This is a genomic window from Arsenicibacter sp. R0_47 (assembly GCF_057652235.1).
This window is the reverse complement of the sequence record NZ_JBYFCJ010000008.1, coordinates 126,343-143,923: the sequence shown is the minus strand read 5'-3', so window position 1 is coordinate 143,923 and position 17,581 is coordinate 126,343. Positions and strand designations below refer to the sequence as shown.

Below are 17,581 nucleotides of genomic sequence, written 5' to 3'. Positions count from 1 at the left end.
ATTATTGTCTGATTTCTTTGCCCTTGACGGTCATTTCCCAGTCGCCCAGGCTGCCGTACAATACCAGAGAGCCAAACCGGAACTTATCAACGATTTCAGTTCCTTCGGAAACGCTGTCGTAAAAGTCCTTATCAACGGGTAGTTCGAACTCAACGGCATTGACTGCGTTCCGGATGTGTTTTTTAATGCTCAGTGAAAAACTGGATTGCTTCAGGCGTAGCTTCAGAATGTATTTCGGTTTTTTTGCGTCGTTAAGCAGTGCAAGCTGTGTTTTAAGGTCCGCATTTTCCTTGCGTAAACGCTCAGTTTCTTCTGCATTGCCACATGATGCAAGCGTAACAAGGCAAACAAGAGATACTAAAATTGATTTGTACATGATAAGGTGGTTTTATGAGCGGCAAATCTATCTAAAATATCCTGACTACCAAGGCTATGACTGTCGGTTCTTATCCAATGATCATTTATTGGGGAGGCAAATCATTTAATAAGGTTTGCCTGATTTTTAGGCTGATCTTCCGACAAATTCGATCTTTGCGTCATGAAAAACATCTGGCTTTTAGGATTACTGGTACTTTCGGGAAGTGCCTGTAATCAGCAATCGGCTAAAAACGATACCAATACGGTCGCCGACACCACGGCGGCGGCAGAAAAACGGAAGGATTGTAAATCACTGGCTGATGCGGCCAAACTGGGCAAGGCTGATATTTATAAAGAGTCCTCGAAACCGCTGCAATTTGCACTGACCCTCGACCAGGACTCAACATGGGTTGAAACCCCGTCCGGGTGTTTTGCGAACAACACGATCACCGTACTGGCGACAAAAAAGTCCGGGCAACAGGCGTTTAAGCGGACCCTGACCAAAGACGACCTGACGTATTTTCTGAAAAACGATGACGAAATTCAGGCCAGTATCTTGCAGCAGGTCACCTACAAGCCAACCTTTAACGGCCAGAAATACATTGTTCTGGCCATGCATCTTGTCGATCCTAAAACCGACAAAACACTGGACTATGCCGTGTACATGAATTACTTCGGGGAAATAGTGAAGGTTAAACTATGATTTTTATGATTGAATGACGGACTATGATTAAACTGTCCGGAAAATCATAGTCCATCACTTATCATAGTCAGTCATTCAATCACCCTAATCATAGTAATTTTATGCCCCATGTATCGTTCATCGACCGGCCGAGGAGTTCATTGGCTTCCTTGTCGTTTTTGAACATTTCCTTTTTCGGATTCCACTGCAGTGGCCGTTTCAGCTGATAGGCGATATTGCCAATATTGCAGACAGAGGCTGTCCGGTGGCCGATTTCAACATCACACACCGGCTTCGTGCGGTTACGCATGGCATTCAGAAAATCCTTGTAGTGATTTTCACTCTTGTACACGTGCTTTTCCGACTCGCCGATGACCTTCGTCTGCAAGGAGGCCGGTGTCGTTTCCAGCTTCTTACGCTGTACACGGATTTCACCTTCCGTACCCGTAAACAGAATCGCGTTGCTCCAATCCCACTTTTCGTGTGTCATGGTAATGCCATTGTCATATTTATAGGTCAGGAACGGGTGGTCTTTTCCATCCGGCGCTATCACCTCAACCGGCCCACTATCGTCTTTATTCAGTGCCCATTGCACAATATCGAACATGTGCGCGCCCCAGTCGGTCACCATTCCGCCACCGAACTCTTTGTAGTTACGCCAGTTCGGGAACACATCTTTCGACAGCGGCGGCGCCAATTCTGAATTGAAGGCGACAGGCTGATTCGGACCCAGCCACACTGACCAGTCCAGTCCCTCGGGGATCGGTTCAGCCGGTAAATCGTAGGACTTCGGCGGTGGGCCGACATTTACCTTGATACTTTTCACCTCACCGATATAGCCGTTCCGGATCAGCTCGGCTGCCTGCCGGAATTCAGGCCATGAGCGCTGCATGCTACCGGTCTGAAATACGCGGTTATACTTGCGGGCGGCATTCACCATCGCCCGCCCTTCCTTCACCGTCAGCGATAAAGGCTTTTCGCAGTAAATATCCTTACCGGCCTCGGCAGCCCGGACCGCCATAGCCGCATGCCAGTGATCCGGCGTAGCAATCACGACGGCATCAACATCTTTCCGGGCCAGTAACTCCCTGAAATCGTTGTATACCGGAATATCGGAATAGGCGCCGAGCTGCGAATTTTTAGCGTAAATATCCTTGATCCGGTCCAGGGTCAACTGCGCTTTGGCCTTATAAACCTCACTGATGGCCACAATACGGGCTTCGTTGGTCGTCAGAAACGAGTTGGTCAGACCACGGCCTTGCTTACCGGTGCCAATAAAACCAAGCGAAATAATATCACTCGGCGCAAGGTACTTCGTACCGTCAGGACGTTTACCGCCGAGGACAAACCGTGGGACAATCATAAAGCCGGCCACCGCAGCAGAGGCCTTACCCAGAAACTCACGACGTTTTATAGACTGTTCTTCCTGCATCTTTGTTAGCCAGATTAAGTGTTTCGTATACGTAAAAGTCCGTGATACGTTGTTTTTAACCTTTTCAGCATAAAAAAGGCGGCGCCCGATCGGACACCGCCTTTAGCGTTACAAGACAGGGCCGTCAGACCTGCGTCTTTATGTAAGTCAGCTAGTGAACAGCGGGACTGGTTATTGCCGGATAATTTTTACGGTTTTCAGTTTATCAGCCGTCTGAATCGTCAGCAGATACAGTCCTGCCTGTTTGCCCGGCCGGATTGTAAACACTTGCTTTTCGCCGGCGGCAGGCCCTGCGTGTTCATCCGTCAGCACACCGTTCAGGGTCAGCATTCTGGCGGTAAAGGCTTGCCCGTCGAGACCGGAAACCTCAACCTGAAGGGATTCAAGCTGGGTTGGATTCCCGAATACCTTCACGGAAAGCTCATTCGCAGAGGCTGTTGCCTCACGGGCAGCGGCACATGCTGTCCGGAAATTAAACGACCGCGTCACCACCTGTCCGTTCTGGCGGGCTTCGAGCAGAATAACCGAGTTGTTCGGATCAGCCACGACCGGTGCTTCGATGGTTGCGACCGGATTTGTTCCCCAGTCGCGTACCCCTACGGCACGGAATTCGATAGCGGTCCCATTTCCACCGGCCGTCTGGAAGGTGATCTGACGGGTTGAACAATTATAGGCCGGCGCCAATAATGACAGGGAGCCGGGCTGTGCGGGTGGCGGGGTTGTTCCGTTACAAGTATAGGTCCGGAAGTTAAACACGCGGGTAACGACCTGTCCGTTCTGGCGGGCTTCGAGCAGAATAGTCGCGTTGTTTGGATCAGCCACAACCGGTGCTTCAATCGTAGCCACCGGACTGGTACCCCAATCCCGTACACCAATGGCCCGGAACTCAATAGCGGTCCCGTTTCCTCCGGACGTCCGGAAGGTAATCTGACGGGTTTCACAGTTATAAAGCGGTTCGTCAAGTGCCAGCGTACCGGATGGCGGATTGCAACCCGTTCCTGTTGTATTCAGCTGGAATACCGATACTGAACTGCTGATCTCATTCGCAATTAATACCAGCGGCTGACCATTCGGACTTTCTTCCGGTGCAATGTAGATGATACCCTCCGGGCCCAGATCATCATTCGCATTACCGGCAACAGAACGGTTGTTTGTATACGTAACAAACTGAGGATTGGCAGGATTGGTCACATCATAGACCATAACGCCGCCAACGCGCTCCAGGGCAACAAATGCCAGGAACCGGTCACCGACTTTTGCAACCGTTACGCCTTCCGGCTCAGGACCTTTATCATCGCTCCGGTTTTTTGTTGCCGGTGCTCCGGTTGTATTGCTGGCGTTGAAAATACCCGGAACCAGGGCCCGCGTAATACGCTCCAGCTGGTCACCGCTGTCCCAAACCTGATTGCCGTTTGCATCCCAGATACTGATTGAGCGACCGCCAAACACATGAATCTGATCAAAATCACCGTCTCCGTCCAAATCGCCGGTTTGGTTTGTTACATTCAGGCGACCCAATAACTGGTTGTTTTTGAGGTCGGCGGCATTCGGAAATACCGTCGGATCCAGTACATATCCGCTGCCACCCGCGCGCACCACCTCGGTCAGGCCGTCATATTCACGGGCATCACCTTCGTTGGCCGTAACGAAAAACGTTTGCCCGTTCACTTCATAGGAAGCGATGGCATCCGGCATGTAGACCCCGAATACCGGCAGTTTCTGAAAACTGATGATCCCGCCCTGATCTGACGGATCGAAGCTATTCTGATCAAGGGCGTGATTTTTGTAGCCCAGACTCTTTACAAACGGCTGACCATCTTTCATTGCGATGGATTTGGCATCCAGATCAATGACAATAATAGCATTATTTTCCTGTAGGGTAACGTATGCTTTCTTTGAATCGGCGGTAAAGGCAACGTACTCAGGCTCAAAATCTTCTGCCACTGAACTACCGTTAGCCACATTACCTTTGCGGCCGAAAATCCGGATGCCCTGCGCCCTGAATGCTTCTTTGAAACTGTTAAGAGAGGCAAAACTTACGGTAGTCACATTGGCTTGCGTCAGGTTGCTGATACCGCCGCTGATGTCAATAACTGTCACCGAGCCTTCAGGGTCAGTACCGGTAGCCAGATACGAGTCAGGTTCGCCTTCGTTGGCCGTCACCACATATTTACCATCGGGCGAAATAGCGACCATGTCCGGCAGCACACCGGCCGTAACTTCTTTCAGCACAACGCCGTCGGCAGTAAAAAATACGACTTTGCCAGGCAGTACCTTGTTAGCATTTTCGATAGCCGCCACGATAACCCCATTCTTTACAGCAACACTATTGATGCTGCCCCCCAGTGCCGACACGCTAATTGACGAGTACGACACCGGTGCGGCAGGGTTTGCAAAATTAACAATGTCAATTTTGTTGGCCACTGAGTTGGCAATGAACAGCCGCTTCGACGTTTTTTCATACGCGACAATCTCCGAAGAACCACCGTTCGGATTTTTATAGCTTGTCAACAGTGACAGGCTCAGGCAGCTGTTCAGTTCCGGAACAACCCGGTCGTTGTCCTGCACCAGTATCAGGTACGAGTTCGCCGAACCAATCTGCGCATTGACCGGATTCTGTAACCGCAGCATGATGTACTCATCTGCTTCGGGCAAATTATCATCCGTAAATGTCAGCGTTACGGTCTGGGCTGCGGTAGAGGCTGCCGGAAACGTGACCGTGGCTGGATTGGCAAACTGAAAATCAGTACCGCTGCCGGCCGAAGCAGAGGAGACATATACCTGTACAGAAGCGGCCAAGGTATTCGGGTTCGTCAGGTTAAGCGTAATGGCCACCTGACCGGCTCCCTCCGAAACGGAGCGGCTGGTTCCGCTAAATGTAATCGCCGGCGTTTGCCCATAGGCACACCAGGACGAGATGAGGAATGACAGAATAAGGAAAAGTTTTCTCATGAAACCGGGATAGAATGGTAAGTACTAACCCCGCAAAGTTCCGGAATCCGAAATTTCCGGTATTTTATATTTATATCCCTCAGATTAACAATAGCTTAACAACAAATAACGTCCGTTTACTGCCAGCTACAAAAAAAGGACAAGTAAATGTCCTTTCTCCATTCAAATTGGTGTCGTGCCGAATCTGGTATAGCAAGACCCTGCCAGTTGTCTTCACGCCACATGTGGGGCCGGCTAGTCTGGCAGGGTACGTTTATTTGCCGGAACAAAGGTACCGTAAACTACTTAAGGTGTCATAAATCATTTATTATCAATTTATTATCAACCTACTAACATTTTTTATTTTACATTAATGCTTTACCATATTATCAGGTTAAGGCACTATTTGTACCTATTTATTACATAGTAACTTTGTATCAGAGTATATAAATGAATATCTTATTTGGTGTCTGGCAGTATTTCCCTTTAAGTTAGCCATACATATACTGTAGCTAGCTTTTTTTGTTAATAGAAAACTGTACTACCTTAATTATCGTATATATGATATATCAGCAGTATGATGTTACCTTATTAACAACAAATGAAACTTATTTTAATAAGACCGAGCCATTAAATTACATTTTTATTAAAATCAAATATGATTAAAATGTAATCAGGCTAATTTTCATATTTTGCATTATAGGTGTTTAAACATCATTGTTGATACTTTTTTCTAACAACCCTTGAGGCATACTGCTTTCAGGGGATTCCGATTACAATACTTTTAAAACATTTTTTTACGTTTTAAAATATTAAGACACATGCCAAGGTATAGTAGTGAACGATCAGTCTTCGATAAGCTTGGGTTACAATACGGCAAACTGGAATGCGAACTTAGAGACTTAATCTACGATTATGAGGACGAAGTAGAGATGTACAAGTTACAGATGGCTAAAATAAAGCGTTTGCAACAGGAGATTGATAAAGAGAAGCAACAGGGTTCTGCTCAAGGTACTACCGAACGAAAACGTAGGGGACGGATCTCAGGCTTGATCAGGAAGCTCACGTTGATAGAAGCCCCGAAAGAACCGGATATTAAAGCCTTTCTACAAAATAAAAAAGCAATTGAAGGGCGGATGGCTGTCTTAATGAAACAAAATGCTCAATTACTCGCCTTTCGTTGTATACAACGTATGAATTAAAAATCAGTAAAACACGGGTCTCTCTCTTAGAAAGTCGATTAAGTATGTAATCACATCACGATTATGATGCTCAGTTGAAGCATATCGTGGGCTAGCTATTTTAAATGTTGCAAACGGTAATTGGAAAGCTAACTGTTCAGCCATAATGATGGGATGTATTACATCTTCGTTATTGCCAATTACCAGCGTTTCACAGAAAAGTTCAGCTAGTTCAAACGGCGTATAGTATGGTGTACTTCCCGGCATTTCCCGAAGTGTCCTGACTGCAAGCTTTGGGACGGGGCGATCCAACTGGCTGTGAAATGATGTTAAACAGGCTGGGTTTTCAGCCTTGATCCGCAAATAATCTGCATCATTTTCCATCCAGTCGCGGGCTTCGGCAGCATTACTTATCGCCCATTGTTCACCCAGGCGTACGAATAAATCAAGGTTCGGGGGATAAGGTTCGTTCAGCCAGGCAGGCCGTACCAGTACCAGCTTATGGATACGGTCTGGTTGCTGGCAGGCCATTTTTAAGGCAATACCGGCCCCCATAGAAATGCCCGCAACATGTATCGGTTCGGTAATCCCCAGCGAATGCAGCCATCGCCAGACTTCACCGGCATACCAGTCAAACGTACACAATTCCGGTGCCAGCCACGCCGTCTGACCGTGTCCGGGCAAGTCTGGAAACAAGGTCCGGAACGGAAAATCGTCGGGCAGCATGTTCATCCATTGTGTACGGTCGCCGCCTAATCCATGCATTGCCACCAGCACCGGCCCTGTCCCCCGCTCTGAAAACTGAATCTGATGGTTCATTATCTGGTCGTTATCTGGTTTAACACAGACTGGAGATAATGCTTTGTGTCCGGCACGTCGGCAGGCTGAAGTCCGTGAACAATCAGTGATCCGGTGTAACCGGTCCGCGACAGATGCTCCAGATAGGCCGGAAAAGGTACTTTACCGTGGCCGGCAGCGACCACACGCCCGTCGGCAGCACGGTCTTTGGCATGTGCCGAGATGACCGCATCGCCCAGCAGGTCGAGGCCTTTCTGAATCCGGTCGAGAATGATGTGGTCCGGTTCCTGCTCAAAAAGATTAGCTGGGTCAAAAACAATTTTCAGATACGGTGAATGTACTTCTCTGAGAAGCCGGGCTGCTTTTTCCACCGTATTAATGACGTTAGCTGTTTCTGGCTCAACGCCCAGGCAAAGGCCATGCTCGCCGGCAATAACAAGTGCCCTGTCGAGCGTCGCCCGAAGATCATACCACGCCCCAGCCTCATTATTTGCCGGATGGGCTTTCCACATGTCATACGGGTCGCGGGAACCGGTGCAGAGTGTGATCAGTCTGGTCTGTAGGGCATGGCAGGTGCACGCAATTTCTGCCAGCGCCGTCAATCCGTGTTCCCGTTGCGCCGGATCCGGGTGAATCATATTGAAGGTACCCGACACGGCGTCAACCGTCAGCGAATGGTTAGTCAGGCATTGCTGCACGTCTGCCAGGATAGAGGCGTCTACTGAGTGTGGTAACGACGACAGTCCGGCACAGGCGTAATTAAACTGTATCCGGTGGATGCCGGCTGCCCGAATCTGCCGGCAAATTGCTTCAAAACTCCCGGTATAGGTTTTTGCAAATATGCCGATTTCCATCAGAGTTCTCCTTCCTGAATCGTATCCAGATATACCCGCTTATTTTCCCGGATGGACTGCTGCACCGCCAGCATAGCCTTGATGTTCAGAATTCCCCCGGCCAGGTCGGTTCCGGTCTGCGGCACCCCATACAGGATGGTGTCTGCCAGCCCTTCGAGCTGCAACCGGTAAAAATGAGCATCAGCGCCCAGTACCTGCTCATAGGTCGCCGTCCTGTCCAGAAAACAGGATACATCACTGCCCCGGTAATACCACGGATTGTAGGTTTTCCCCTGTACGCTGCCGTGCTGGGCGGAGACCATAAAGCCTTCATTCCAGTCGCCCCGGTAAGGAACGGTCAGGTTGAGGTGCCCCACAGCTCCGTTTTTAAAATCGACATGTATTGACCAGCACAACGCGCCGAACCGATGCACAAGCCGTGTGTCAAGCGATCCGATTTCACCGGCGAGGAAGCAGGCGGTATCCAGCAAATGGCTGCCGTGTGCCAGCAGATAATAGCGGGTTTTGTCCGCTTTTTCGTCAAAGCCGGGTTTCAGGGCGCGGGAGGATAGCACGGGCAGGGGCTGCACATTATCCGTTACGGTGTAGCGGTGAGTACTGTCCATATACCAGCCGCTGTAGGAAAGCAATTGTCCGCCCTTTTCCCGTAGAAACCGATGAGCGTGCCGGATACCAGGATCGAAGCGTTTCATGTGACCCACCTGCACAACGACCCCTTTACGGGTGGCAAGCTCCTGCAAGGCATAACAGTCTGACAGCGAGGTACCCGCCGGTTTTTCAACCAGCACATGTTTGCCGGCCTCAACGGCCTTGCGGGCAGCGGTCAGATGAAAGGCATCGGACGTAGCAATGATCACACATTCCAGATCCGGATCAGCCAGCATCCGGTCATAATCACTATATGCCTTTTCCGGTTGCCAGCGGGTATTCATGTGTGAAAGCAGATCCGGAGCTGCATCGCAGATCGCAAACAAGGAGGCATTCCGTGCTTTCTGACACGACTCAAAATGGGCGAACTGAGCAATGGGGCCGCATCCCAGAATTCCCGTCCGGAGCAGGAGGTTTTCTTTTTGTATCATGTAAACGCTGAATAAACCGAATCTACACCGCATATTAACGCATTAAAAGGAAAAGTAACGCATTAATGTGCTAAAATCCGGTTCATTCAGCGCAAATCGTTTTGGGATCAGAGAATTCCCAGAGTTACATTAAGATTCGGTCGCCATGGTTTCGTCGGGTCCGGTTTCATCAATATCGGTTCCGGTCAGGTCCTCGTTTTGGGTCAGGCCGGTATCCTTTTCCGGATGTGTTACCTCCTGATCCAGCAGCGGATCATCTTCCAGATCGGGCGTGGCTTCAATTACCGGTTCGTCGGGAGCGGTTGTCTGTTGCATGGATGTATCTGTTCTTGGTTCTGACCTGTAGAAACGGATTTCCAGCTTTTTGTTTTCTAAACCGAGGGAAAACAAAAGCGAGGTACCTTCCGGCACCCCGCTCACCTTGGTTATTTATACTTGGCCGGATCGGAATCCATCCACTCGTTAACCCCGTCGCGTATCCTGTTCCGGAACGTCAGGGTATCCTGAGCGTACGACGTTGTCCCGTCGGCATTGGCAAATTTATACTTCAGGAAAATCTTACGGTCCTGCAATAGCTTTGCCTGATTGTACGTGCTTTCGCCGTCGTTTTCCACGATCACTTTAGAACCCGGTGCCGAACTGACCACAACTTTGCCACCCTGCAGCGTAATGATCATTGAGCCCGACTGGTCGCTGATTTTGCTGGTTGTGAGCGAGTGTGTACCCACCGTTTTCAGGACCATCACCTTGCTTTCCGGCGACGGAATCGTCGTAAAGTAGTTTGTTGTTTTCACGACCTTGCCGGTCGCATCCTTTACCGTTGTCACACCGCCATGCCAGTAATTACCATACAGCATAGCCTCATACTTCAGGGCAACGACTGCATAGCGTTTGTCAGGCAACAGGGAGTCGGCATCTGCTGTTTTAATGTAAAACGGCAGCGCATACACCGGACTAATCGTAGCTGCGTCGGCGAGGAACTTAGCCGAATCGGCTTTAATCACAACCGAACCCGAGTGCTCTCCTGACTTAATCACCATTTTAGCGTTATCAGAAATGGTAAAGTAAGAAGCCGGCAGCATTTTCAGCTGCGTCACCGGTGCAATCGCATCCTTGATATACCCTGCACCGGTTTTCATTGCTGCCAGTGTGCTGGCATTGAGCAGGGTTTCATCAAAGGTATAATTAACAACCCGGTCACGGGTATTGGCTCGTGTTCCGCCGAGGGCAGCACCCACCTCAATCTTCATACCTTCGCCAACGACAAACGTACGAACGTTGGTCTGGTACATGAAATAGATCGAGGTATGGTCAAAATCCTTGATGTAATCCTCATAACAAGAGGTCATCAGGGCAGTTAAGAGTAAGCAAACGATGGTTAACTTTTTCATGATCCTGATTAGTCATTATTTCCACAAATCCCAGCCTTCATTCTGCACCAGCTTGCTCATACGCAGCATTTCGTCGTACGGAATTGGCAGATAGGCCGATGTATACGCCCGTGTTTCAACCACTTCGTCCAGTTTGTAGGCAAATGACCCGTCGGCATTGCGTGTTATTCTGGCCATGTGCACCGGCTTGTTCAGCTCTTTCAGGTCGGTTGACCAGCGACGGATGTCAAAGAAGCGTGTACCCTCAAAGCACAGTTCAAGCCGGCGCTCGTTTTTCACAAACTCGTTGAACGCTGACTTACCCAATGCCGCGACTTCGGTCAGATACGGATCGGTCGTAAAGCCTTTACCACCATCCGTGTTGTTGCGGGTACGCAGATAAGCCATGGCATCTTTGGCCGATAAGCCAAACCGTGTGCCCAGCGGTCCTTCAAACTGGTTGGCGGCTTCCGCAAATGCCAGTACCATGTGATCCCAGCGGATAAAGAACTTGGCGTGTGGTTGCCGGTTGATTGAGTTATCCGACCAGTTCAGTCCCATAAACACCATTTTCTTGATGTGGTAGTTCGTCCGGCTGTTTACCGCAGGTCCTGCCGCATCCTTCGCACCCGTCCAGTTTTCGAACGTATACATGGTTGTGGTCGTATTCAGCTTAACCGCCTTTGCCGTATTATGGAAGATCGCGGCATAGAAACGCGGGTCACGGTTGGCATACGGGTTTGCCGGATCATATTTGCTGCGGGCGTCCGTGATCGGGTAGCCGTTGCTCATCGGGAACGCATCTACGAGGTCCTGAGTAGCACCCACCGAGCCGGTTCCCTGAAAACCACCGGGATAGAACATCCGCTCCATGGCATCGTTCGCATTGTTGTAACGGGCAGAGAAAACAATCCCCGGGAAGTTCGGATCGAACCAGTTAATTGCTTTGGCGGCGGCAAATCCGTTCGTGACGGCATCGGTCTTCAGTTTGAAGTCCATCACCTCTTTCGCATTTTTAGCCGCCTGCTCCCAGCGCGTCACATCACCCGTCGGGTTAAACCGCGGACTAGCCCAGGTCAGGTACACCATGGCTTTGATCGCGCGTGTGGTGATCCCGTCGAAGCGGCCCCAGTAACGGGAACCGGCATATACACGGTCGTTTACGTTCGGTACCAGGAAATCGCGGTGCGCAATCGGCAGGTATTTGTACGCCGAATCACAGTCAGCAATGATTTGCTTTATGCATTCGTCATACGTATTACGCGCCAGATTCACATCCCCTTTTACGTCAATCGGATCAAGCACAATCGGATAACCCAGCATCTGGCCGTTCGTCCCCTTACCGCCGAATTTCTGGAGCAAATCCCACTGAAACCACGCACGCAGGGCATACGCTTCGCCCTGAAGCCGGTTTTTCACCAGACTGTCCAGGTGGCTGTTTACCAGAAACCGGGTGTTGTAGCCACGACGGTCTTTCAGGAACAGATTTACCAGATAAATTGACCGGTAATCACGATCCCAATACGTCCGGAACGGGTCCTGGCTGGTAGGCAGGGCGCCTACTGCCAGACGGGTCATGTTATTGGTTGTGCTGGTAATTACCACATCGTCCGTGGTTCCGTCGAGGTAGACACCTTCGTTATCATTATAGTTCCGGGGCATGTTGTCGTAACACTGACCAACCAACCCCTGCACCATGTCCTGATACTTCCAGATGTCTTCCGTCGTCCGGTTTCCGTTCGGATACGGCTCCAGATAATTAACGCAGGATGCCAGAGTTACCCCTGTAACGGCCAGCGCCAATAAACTTTTTATATTCAATACTTTAATGTTCATTTTCCTGAAAACTAGAAGGTCAGTTTAACACCACCGGAGAAGGTTTTGAAGAGCGGGTATGTCGTCACACCGGAGTTGATCGATTCCGGATCAACATCTTTGATTTTCGACACGGTCAGCAGGTTGGCGCCGCGAACATACACCCGCAGGCCACGGGCACCGATTACCTTACCCGGCGACACCGGTACGTTCCAGGCAATTTCGATATTCTGTACTTTGAAGAAACCGCCGTTGCGCAGCCAGAAATCCGAAGCGACAAAGTTGTTGTTAACCTTGTAGTATGTCAGCCGCGGATAAGCGCCGTCGACGTTGTTTTTCACAAAATCAGAGAAGTTGTTATCGCCCCAGCCACTCCAGAAGTACTTGTTCGTCATTGGAATATCATACAACGCACGGCCGTTACCAACCGCAGTCAGTTCGAAATTGCGGTATGATAACCGGAGATTCAGGGCATAAAACAACCGTGGCGTTGTATGACCGATAAAGCTCTGATCGTTATCATCCACTACCCCGTCACCGTTCATATCCTGATACTGGAGATCGCCTTTGCGCAGGGTTTCGTCGTAAATCTGCGGCACCTGTTTTGTGGCGGCATCGCTCTCGAACTTACCTACATAGGTTTGTCCCCAATAGGCATCCGTTGGCTTACCGATACGGGTCTGGTAACCAAACCGGTATTTAGGCTCATCCCATTTCAGGATAGTACTGTTTTGTACGGTTGCATTCCCACCCACAGAGAAGCGCAGGTTACCCACACGGTCGGTATACTGAATACCGGTTTCGACGCCAAAATACCGCACCTTGTTGTAGTTAAACCACGGCCGCGCACCGGAAATACCGACCAGATACGGCAACGTGTTCGCCAGCTGCGATACAATACCGTCGCGCAGGTTGTTGAAGTAATTGATCTCTACCGACAGCTTGCGGTTCAGCAGGAGTGCATCCAGACCGATCGAAATTTCTTTCCGCTTTTCCCACGTCAGATCCGGGTTACCGATCCGGCTTGGCGACGTACGGTACACCGTGTTATCGGTGTTGCTGCCAAACCATTGGTTTGTCGAATACGGCCCGAAGGCAGAACCGGATGTGTTAACACCCCAGCGATCCAGGTCATAGAACGGCGGCAGGAAGCTTTCATACCCGTTGATACCCGCTTCGGCGCGGAGTTTCAGGTAGTTTATACCTTTGATCTTCGACATGAATGATTCATCCGAAATGACCCAGCCAAAGCCCGCTGCCGGGAACATGGCATAGCGCTTGTCTTTTGCAAAGCTGTATGTACCGGCATAGTTCAGTACGCCCTGGAACATATACCGGTTCCGGAACGAATACTGCGCCGTCAGAATACCGTTCTGGGCCCGCTGTGGTTCTTCGATCCCGTTCCGGGCTGACTTGGCGATGTAATAGGTCAGACCGGCCTGTAACTCGTGACCATCCCAGGCGCGTTCGTAGCTCAGGTTTTCAAACACACTGAACCGCTGCGAATAAAAGTCGTGAAGTTTCGCCTGCCCCGGCATATCAACCCCGTCGTGCACTTTCGACAGACGGACAGTATCAGCCCCGCTGGTCGTTTTACCCGGCGTTGCGATGTAGGCGATATAGTCCTCAGCCTTACCGATCCGCACGCTGTTATAGGCATTAAAGCCAACATACGTCCGCGATTTCAGGCCCGGGATCAGTTCCTTCATGTCGTAATCAAACTCCACGTTGGTCATACCCGTGCGGCCGGTTTCTGTATAGTAACCGTTATGCATCACGTTACCGATCGGGTTCTGACGATATGCCGAGTTTGAACTGACTGCATACCACGGTGCTACCGGATCACTGCCAAACGCCGCATAAACCGGGAAGGCAACCGGCGGCGTGTTGGTGATGTCGTTCAGCACCGTATTCAGCTCAACAAGGTCAAGCGCGGTGTTGGTGTTGCCGTCATCACTGGTAAAGTTCGAGTTATAGCCGTAGTTGGCCGAACGCCGCAGGGTCAGGCCACCGAAGAAGCCAACCTTCACCTTGATCAAATCATTGATTTTAACATCAATGTTGGTCCGGACGTTGATCCGGTTATAGTCTGCCGGTGCGCCGATTTTGTAGATATCGCCCTCACCGTTATACCCCAGATACGCACTGTACTGCACCGACTCATTACCACCCAACGAAGAAAGGTTAATGCGGCGGAACGACTTGGAGTTCTTCAGCATCAGGCTCCGGAAATCGACGCTCGGGAAATACATGTTATACGGATCATTTTTACCGTATTCATTGATGGCCGATTCGCTGTAGAGTGCCGGTAAGCCGCTGTTGGTACGGGCCGTATTGTTGAGCCGTGCATAATCTGCTCCGGATGCCCAGCCAGGAAAGCGGTCGATCATACTGACACCTTCTTCGGCATTGACATTCAGCACCCGTTCGTTTTTCTGACCGCGTTTGGTTTTAATGTAGATGATCCCGTCAGCACCGCGAGGACCCCACATGGTTTTTCCGACGATGTCCTTAATGACCGTTGCCGATTCTACTTCCTGCGGATCAAGCGGCATTTCAGTAATGTCGGTCGGAATATCATCGATGATGAAAATCGGACTGCGCCCGCGGGTACTGATACCGATTTTTTCCGTGATACGGAAGTTACCGATTTCTTCTTCGGCGTTCAGGCCCGGAGAGCCGTCACGTTCAACCACTTCCATCCCGTTGACCAGACCGGCAAAGGCATTCCGCATGTCGTTCGTCGGGTATTTTTCCAGATCCGACGTCCGGAGGACTGTATAAGAGCCCGTTGCGCGGCGCTTCTTCACATCCATAAACGGCATCGGAATCAGGTCGTCGGCCGTGTCAAACATTTTTTCCGCCTTGAGCTTTACCGTACTGTTCAGGATGATGTCGCTCACCAGCGAGACCGATTTGCCGAAGCCGTGCGATGAAACAGTGACGTAATCATCCGACAGCCCCTGAAAGTCAAATTCGCCGGCAGCATTGGTTTCGGCATAGATCCGGCCTTCACCGATCACGACAACCGCTTTACTGATCGGATTTCCGGCTTCGTCCGTTACCCGCAGATGAATTGGTACAGTCTGTTTAGCTTTTTTAGAGGTCTTGTCCTGCGCCTGAACCGCTGTTGTCTGTAACAGACAAACAATGAACATGCCGGCCAACCCCTTGTACATATATGTAGTCGAAAATTTCATGTAAATCAGTTTAAAGGGTTGGCTTACCAAACGTCGTTGGAGACGAAGTTTTTCATCTTGTACATATCTTCCGTGTTAAACGGCAGGTAGTACATGGCTTCTTTCCAGCGCACCTGACGGTCAGCCGATAACGGCATCCGGGTATATTTGAAACCCGTCGGGTATGTTGCACTGGTTGCCACTTTCTCCACATCCATGCGGTAAAGCGTTCCGGTCATTACGGCCGGCGCATCTTTCCAGCGGCGGATGTCATGGTAGTAGTGAGCTCCTTCAAAGCAAAGTTCAATCACACGCTCATTTTTGATCCGGTCCCGCAGCTTGTCTTTTGTACCAGTGTAGTTTGACAGCACTTCCGGCATACCAGCCCGCGTACGGATCTTGTTCAGCGCCTGAAGCGCCGTCAATGTAGCACCCGGAGCAGCGCCGTTCGGACCATAGGCTTCGTTGGCGGCTTCGGCATAGTTCAGGTACAGCTCGCCCAGACGGATCAGCGGATCGGTATACTGCGGCGTGGTCTTGTTGTTCACGCTTTGCTCACCCCACGTTTTCCGCTCGTAATAGCCTGTACGCGTTACACCGGCATAGGTCTGATCCAGCAGGTTACCATACGTGGCTACCCCGTTGTTCAGGGTATAGTAAATCTGAGCCGCACCGTAGCCCGGTACCTGCGCTGTATTATAGATAATGTCGATGTAGAAACGCGGATCGCGGTTTGCATACGGATTCTGGTCACTGTAGTGGCCTGCTGCAATAGCTGCCTGACGATCAGCCTCTGTATTCAGCGGCTCACCCCATTTCGTTTCAAATTTATCGACCGTATTCTGCGTCGGGCATTCACCGGACCAGCCGGTTTTACCACCGCCAAAAATACCGTTCATCTGCCCGTTCAGATCCGAGTTGTTGTACGCTTTTGTACCGGCATACCATGCCCAGAGCTGCTCGTTCGAGTAGGTTGTACCAATGTAGTTTTTCTTGTAATCGGCCAGGGTGAGTAGCGCATAGCCGTACTGCTCGGCAATTTTAATCGCTTCCCAGTTGGCTTTAGCGGCTTCCTCCCAGTCTTTCTGTCCGTTCTGGTTGTTCAGCGGACTGGCAGCATACAACAGCGCACGCGCTTTAAACGCTTTCGCAGCGACACCGGTCGGGCGTTTTTGCTGCGGATCGTTCAGGTGACCGGCAATGCCAGGGCCCGGATCACGGCGCATCAGGTTGGCCTTTTCGAAATAGATGGCTGCCGAATCCATATCGCTGGCAATCCGGAGCAAGGTTTCGTTTTTCGATAACCGCGGAATATCCCACTGATCATCCGGTCCGATAACCTTATTCAGGTACGGCATTGGTCCCCACAGGCGGAACAGTTCAAAATGTGCAAATGCACGGATGAAATGCGCCTGACCGCGGAAATCGTTCACATCGGCGTCATTTACATCTTTCAGCTTACTGATGTTTTTCAACGACAGATTACATATCCGGATAATGTTAAACATCGATCCCAGAATCGGGCGGCGGGCCTGATCATACGTCATTTTATTAATGATCGCCGAAATCTGTCCGCTCTTAATCACCTGCGAGTCCATCAGGCGCCCCATATCGCTCATGTCCGTCAACGCCTCCATAGTGTATTTCTGATCCCAGAAATCAAAATAGAGCGAATACGCATTTTTGATATTATACTGACGCCATGTTGACCCGTCGAGTTTAGTACCCTCGTAGATCGAATCGAAAAAACTCCTGAAGTTTTCGTATTTCGAGAAAACGTCGGCTTCAGTCAGGCCCGATTCCGGAGCCTTATTCAGGTATTCCTCGATGCATGACGTAAGCATAATCATCAGGAACACCGACGAGCTGAGTAAATAAAAGTATCTTTTCATTAGCTTTGAAA

Annotated in this window: 13 protein-coding genes; 2 read left to right on the top strand and 11 right to left on the bottom strand. The window is 50.3% G+C overall.

The features are described from left to right. Position 1: 1 nt before the first annotated feature. Positions 2-376, bottom strand: a complete 375-nt coding sequence (locus AC23NW_RS16325) for a hypothetical protein (protein WP_487450703.1) — start codon at positions 374-376, stop codon at positions 2-4. 162 nt (positions 377-538) lie between these two features. Between AC23NW_RS16325 and AC23NW_RS16320 the strand changes: the two genes are divergently transcribed. Next, positions 539-1,060 (top strand): hypothetical protein, encoded by a 522-nt coding sequence (locus AC23NW_RS16320; protein WP_487450702.1) that lies wholly within the window; start codon positions 539-541, stop codon positions 1,058-1,060. Positions 1,061-1,148: 88 nt separating this feature from the next. Here the strand turns inward: AC23NW_RS16320 and AC23NW_RS16315 are convergent, their stop codons facing one another. After that, on the bottom strand, positions 1,149-2,471 hold the full coding sequence (locus AC23NW_RS16315) for a Gfo/Idh/MocA family protein (protein ID WP_487450701.1): 1,323 nt from the start codon (positions 2,469-2,471) through the stop codon (positions 1,149-1,151). Positions 2,472-2,642: 171 nt separating this feature from the next. Then, positions 2,643-5,423, bottom strand: a complete 2,781-nt coding sequence (locus tag AC23NW_RS16310) for a choice-of-anchor I family protein (RefSeq protein WP_487450700.1) — start codon at positions 5,421-5,423, stop codon at positions 2,643-2,645. Positions 5,424-6,349: 926 nt separating this feature from the next. On the opposite strand from AC23NW_RS16310, the gene AC23NW_RS16305 reads away from it, so the two are divergent. Continuing rightward, a complete protein-coding gene (locus AC23NW_RS16305) occupies positions 6,350-6,604 on the top strand; it encodes a hypothetical protein (RefSeq protein ID WP_487450699.1) in 255 nt (84 codons plus the stop codon). Between the two features lie 3 nt (positions 6,605-6,607). Here AC23NW_RS16305 and AC23NW_RS16300 read toward each other — a convergent pair whose 3' ends face one another. The 8 genes from AC23NW_RS16300 to AC23NW_RS16265 form a co-directional block, all read right to left on the bottom strand. After that, positions 6,608-7,402 (bottom strand): alpha/beta fold hydrolase, encoded by a 795-nt coding sequence (locus AC23NW_RS16300; RefSeq protein WP_487450698.1) that lies wholly within the window; start codon positions 7,400-7,402, stop codon positions 6,608-6,610. Continuing rightward, positions 7,402-8,235, bottom strand: a complete 834-nt coding sequence (locus AC23NW_RS16295) for a sugar phosphate isomerase/epimerase family protein (RefSeq protein WP_487450697.1) — start codon at positions 8,233-8,235, stop codon at positions 7,402-7,404. The genes AC23NW_RS16300 and AC23NW_RS16295 overlap by 1 nt, the downstream gene beginning before the upstream one ends. Then, positions 8,235-9,314: a Gfo/Idh/MocA family protein gene (locus AC23NW_RS16290; RefSeq protein WP_487450696.1), complete on the bottom strand. Its 1,080-nt coding sequence runs from the start codon at positions 9,312-9,314 to the stop codon at positions 8,235-8,237. Before AC23NW_RS16290 ends, AC23NW_RS16295 begins: the two co-directional genes overlap by 1 nt. A gap of 129 nt (positions 9,315-9,443) precedes the next feature. Then, positions 9,444-9,629, bottom strand: a complete 186-nt coding sequence (locus AC23NW_RS16285; protein WP_293837969.1) for a hypothetical protein — start codon at positions 9,627-9,629, stop codon at positions 9,444-9,446. A gap of 110 nt (positions 9,630-9,739) precedes the next feature. Further along, positions 9,740-10,705, bottom strand: a complete 966-nt coding sequence (locus AC23NW_RS16280) for a DUF1735 domain-containing protein (RefSeq protein WP_487450695.1) — start codon at positions 10,703-10,705, stop codon at positions 9,740-9,742. Between the two features lie 15 nt (positions 10,706-10,720). Beyond that, positions 10,721-12,520: a RagB/SusD family nutrient uptake outer membrane protein gene (locus tag AC23NW_RS16275; RefSeq protein WP_487450694.1), complete on the bottom strand. Its 1,800-nt coding sequence runs from the start codon at positions 12,518-12,520 to the stop codon at positions 10,721-10,723. An 11-nt stretch (positions 12,521-12,531) separates the two neighbouring features. Continuing rightward, the gene (locus AC23NW_RS16270; RefSeq protein ID WP_487450693.1) at positions 12,532-15,699 is read right to left on the bottom strand and encodes a SusC/RagA family TonB-linked outer membrane protein; all 3,168 of its coding nucleotides are present in this window, start codon (positions 15,697-15,699) and stop codon (positions 12,532-12,534) included. A 23-nt stretch (positions 15,700-15,722) separates the two neighbouring features. After that, positions 15,723-17,570 carry a RagB/SusD family nutrient uptake outer membrane protein gene (locus tag AC23NW_RS16265; RefSeq protein WP_487450692.1) on the bottom strand — a complete coding sequence of 616 codons (1,848 nt, stop codon included), beginning with the start codon at positions 17,568-17,570 and terminating at the stop codon, positions 15,723-15,725. Positions 17,571-17,581: the final 11 nt, after the last annotated feature.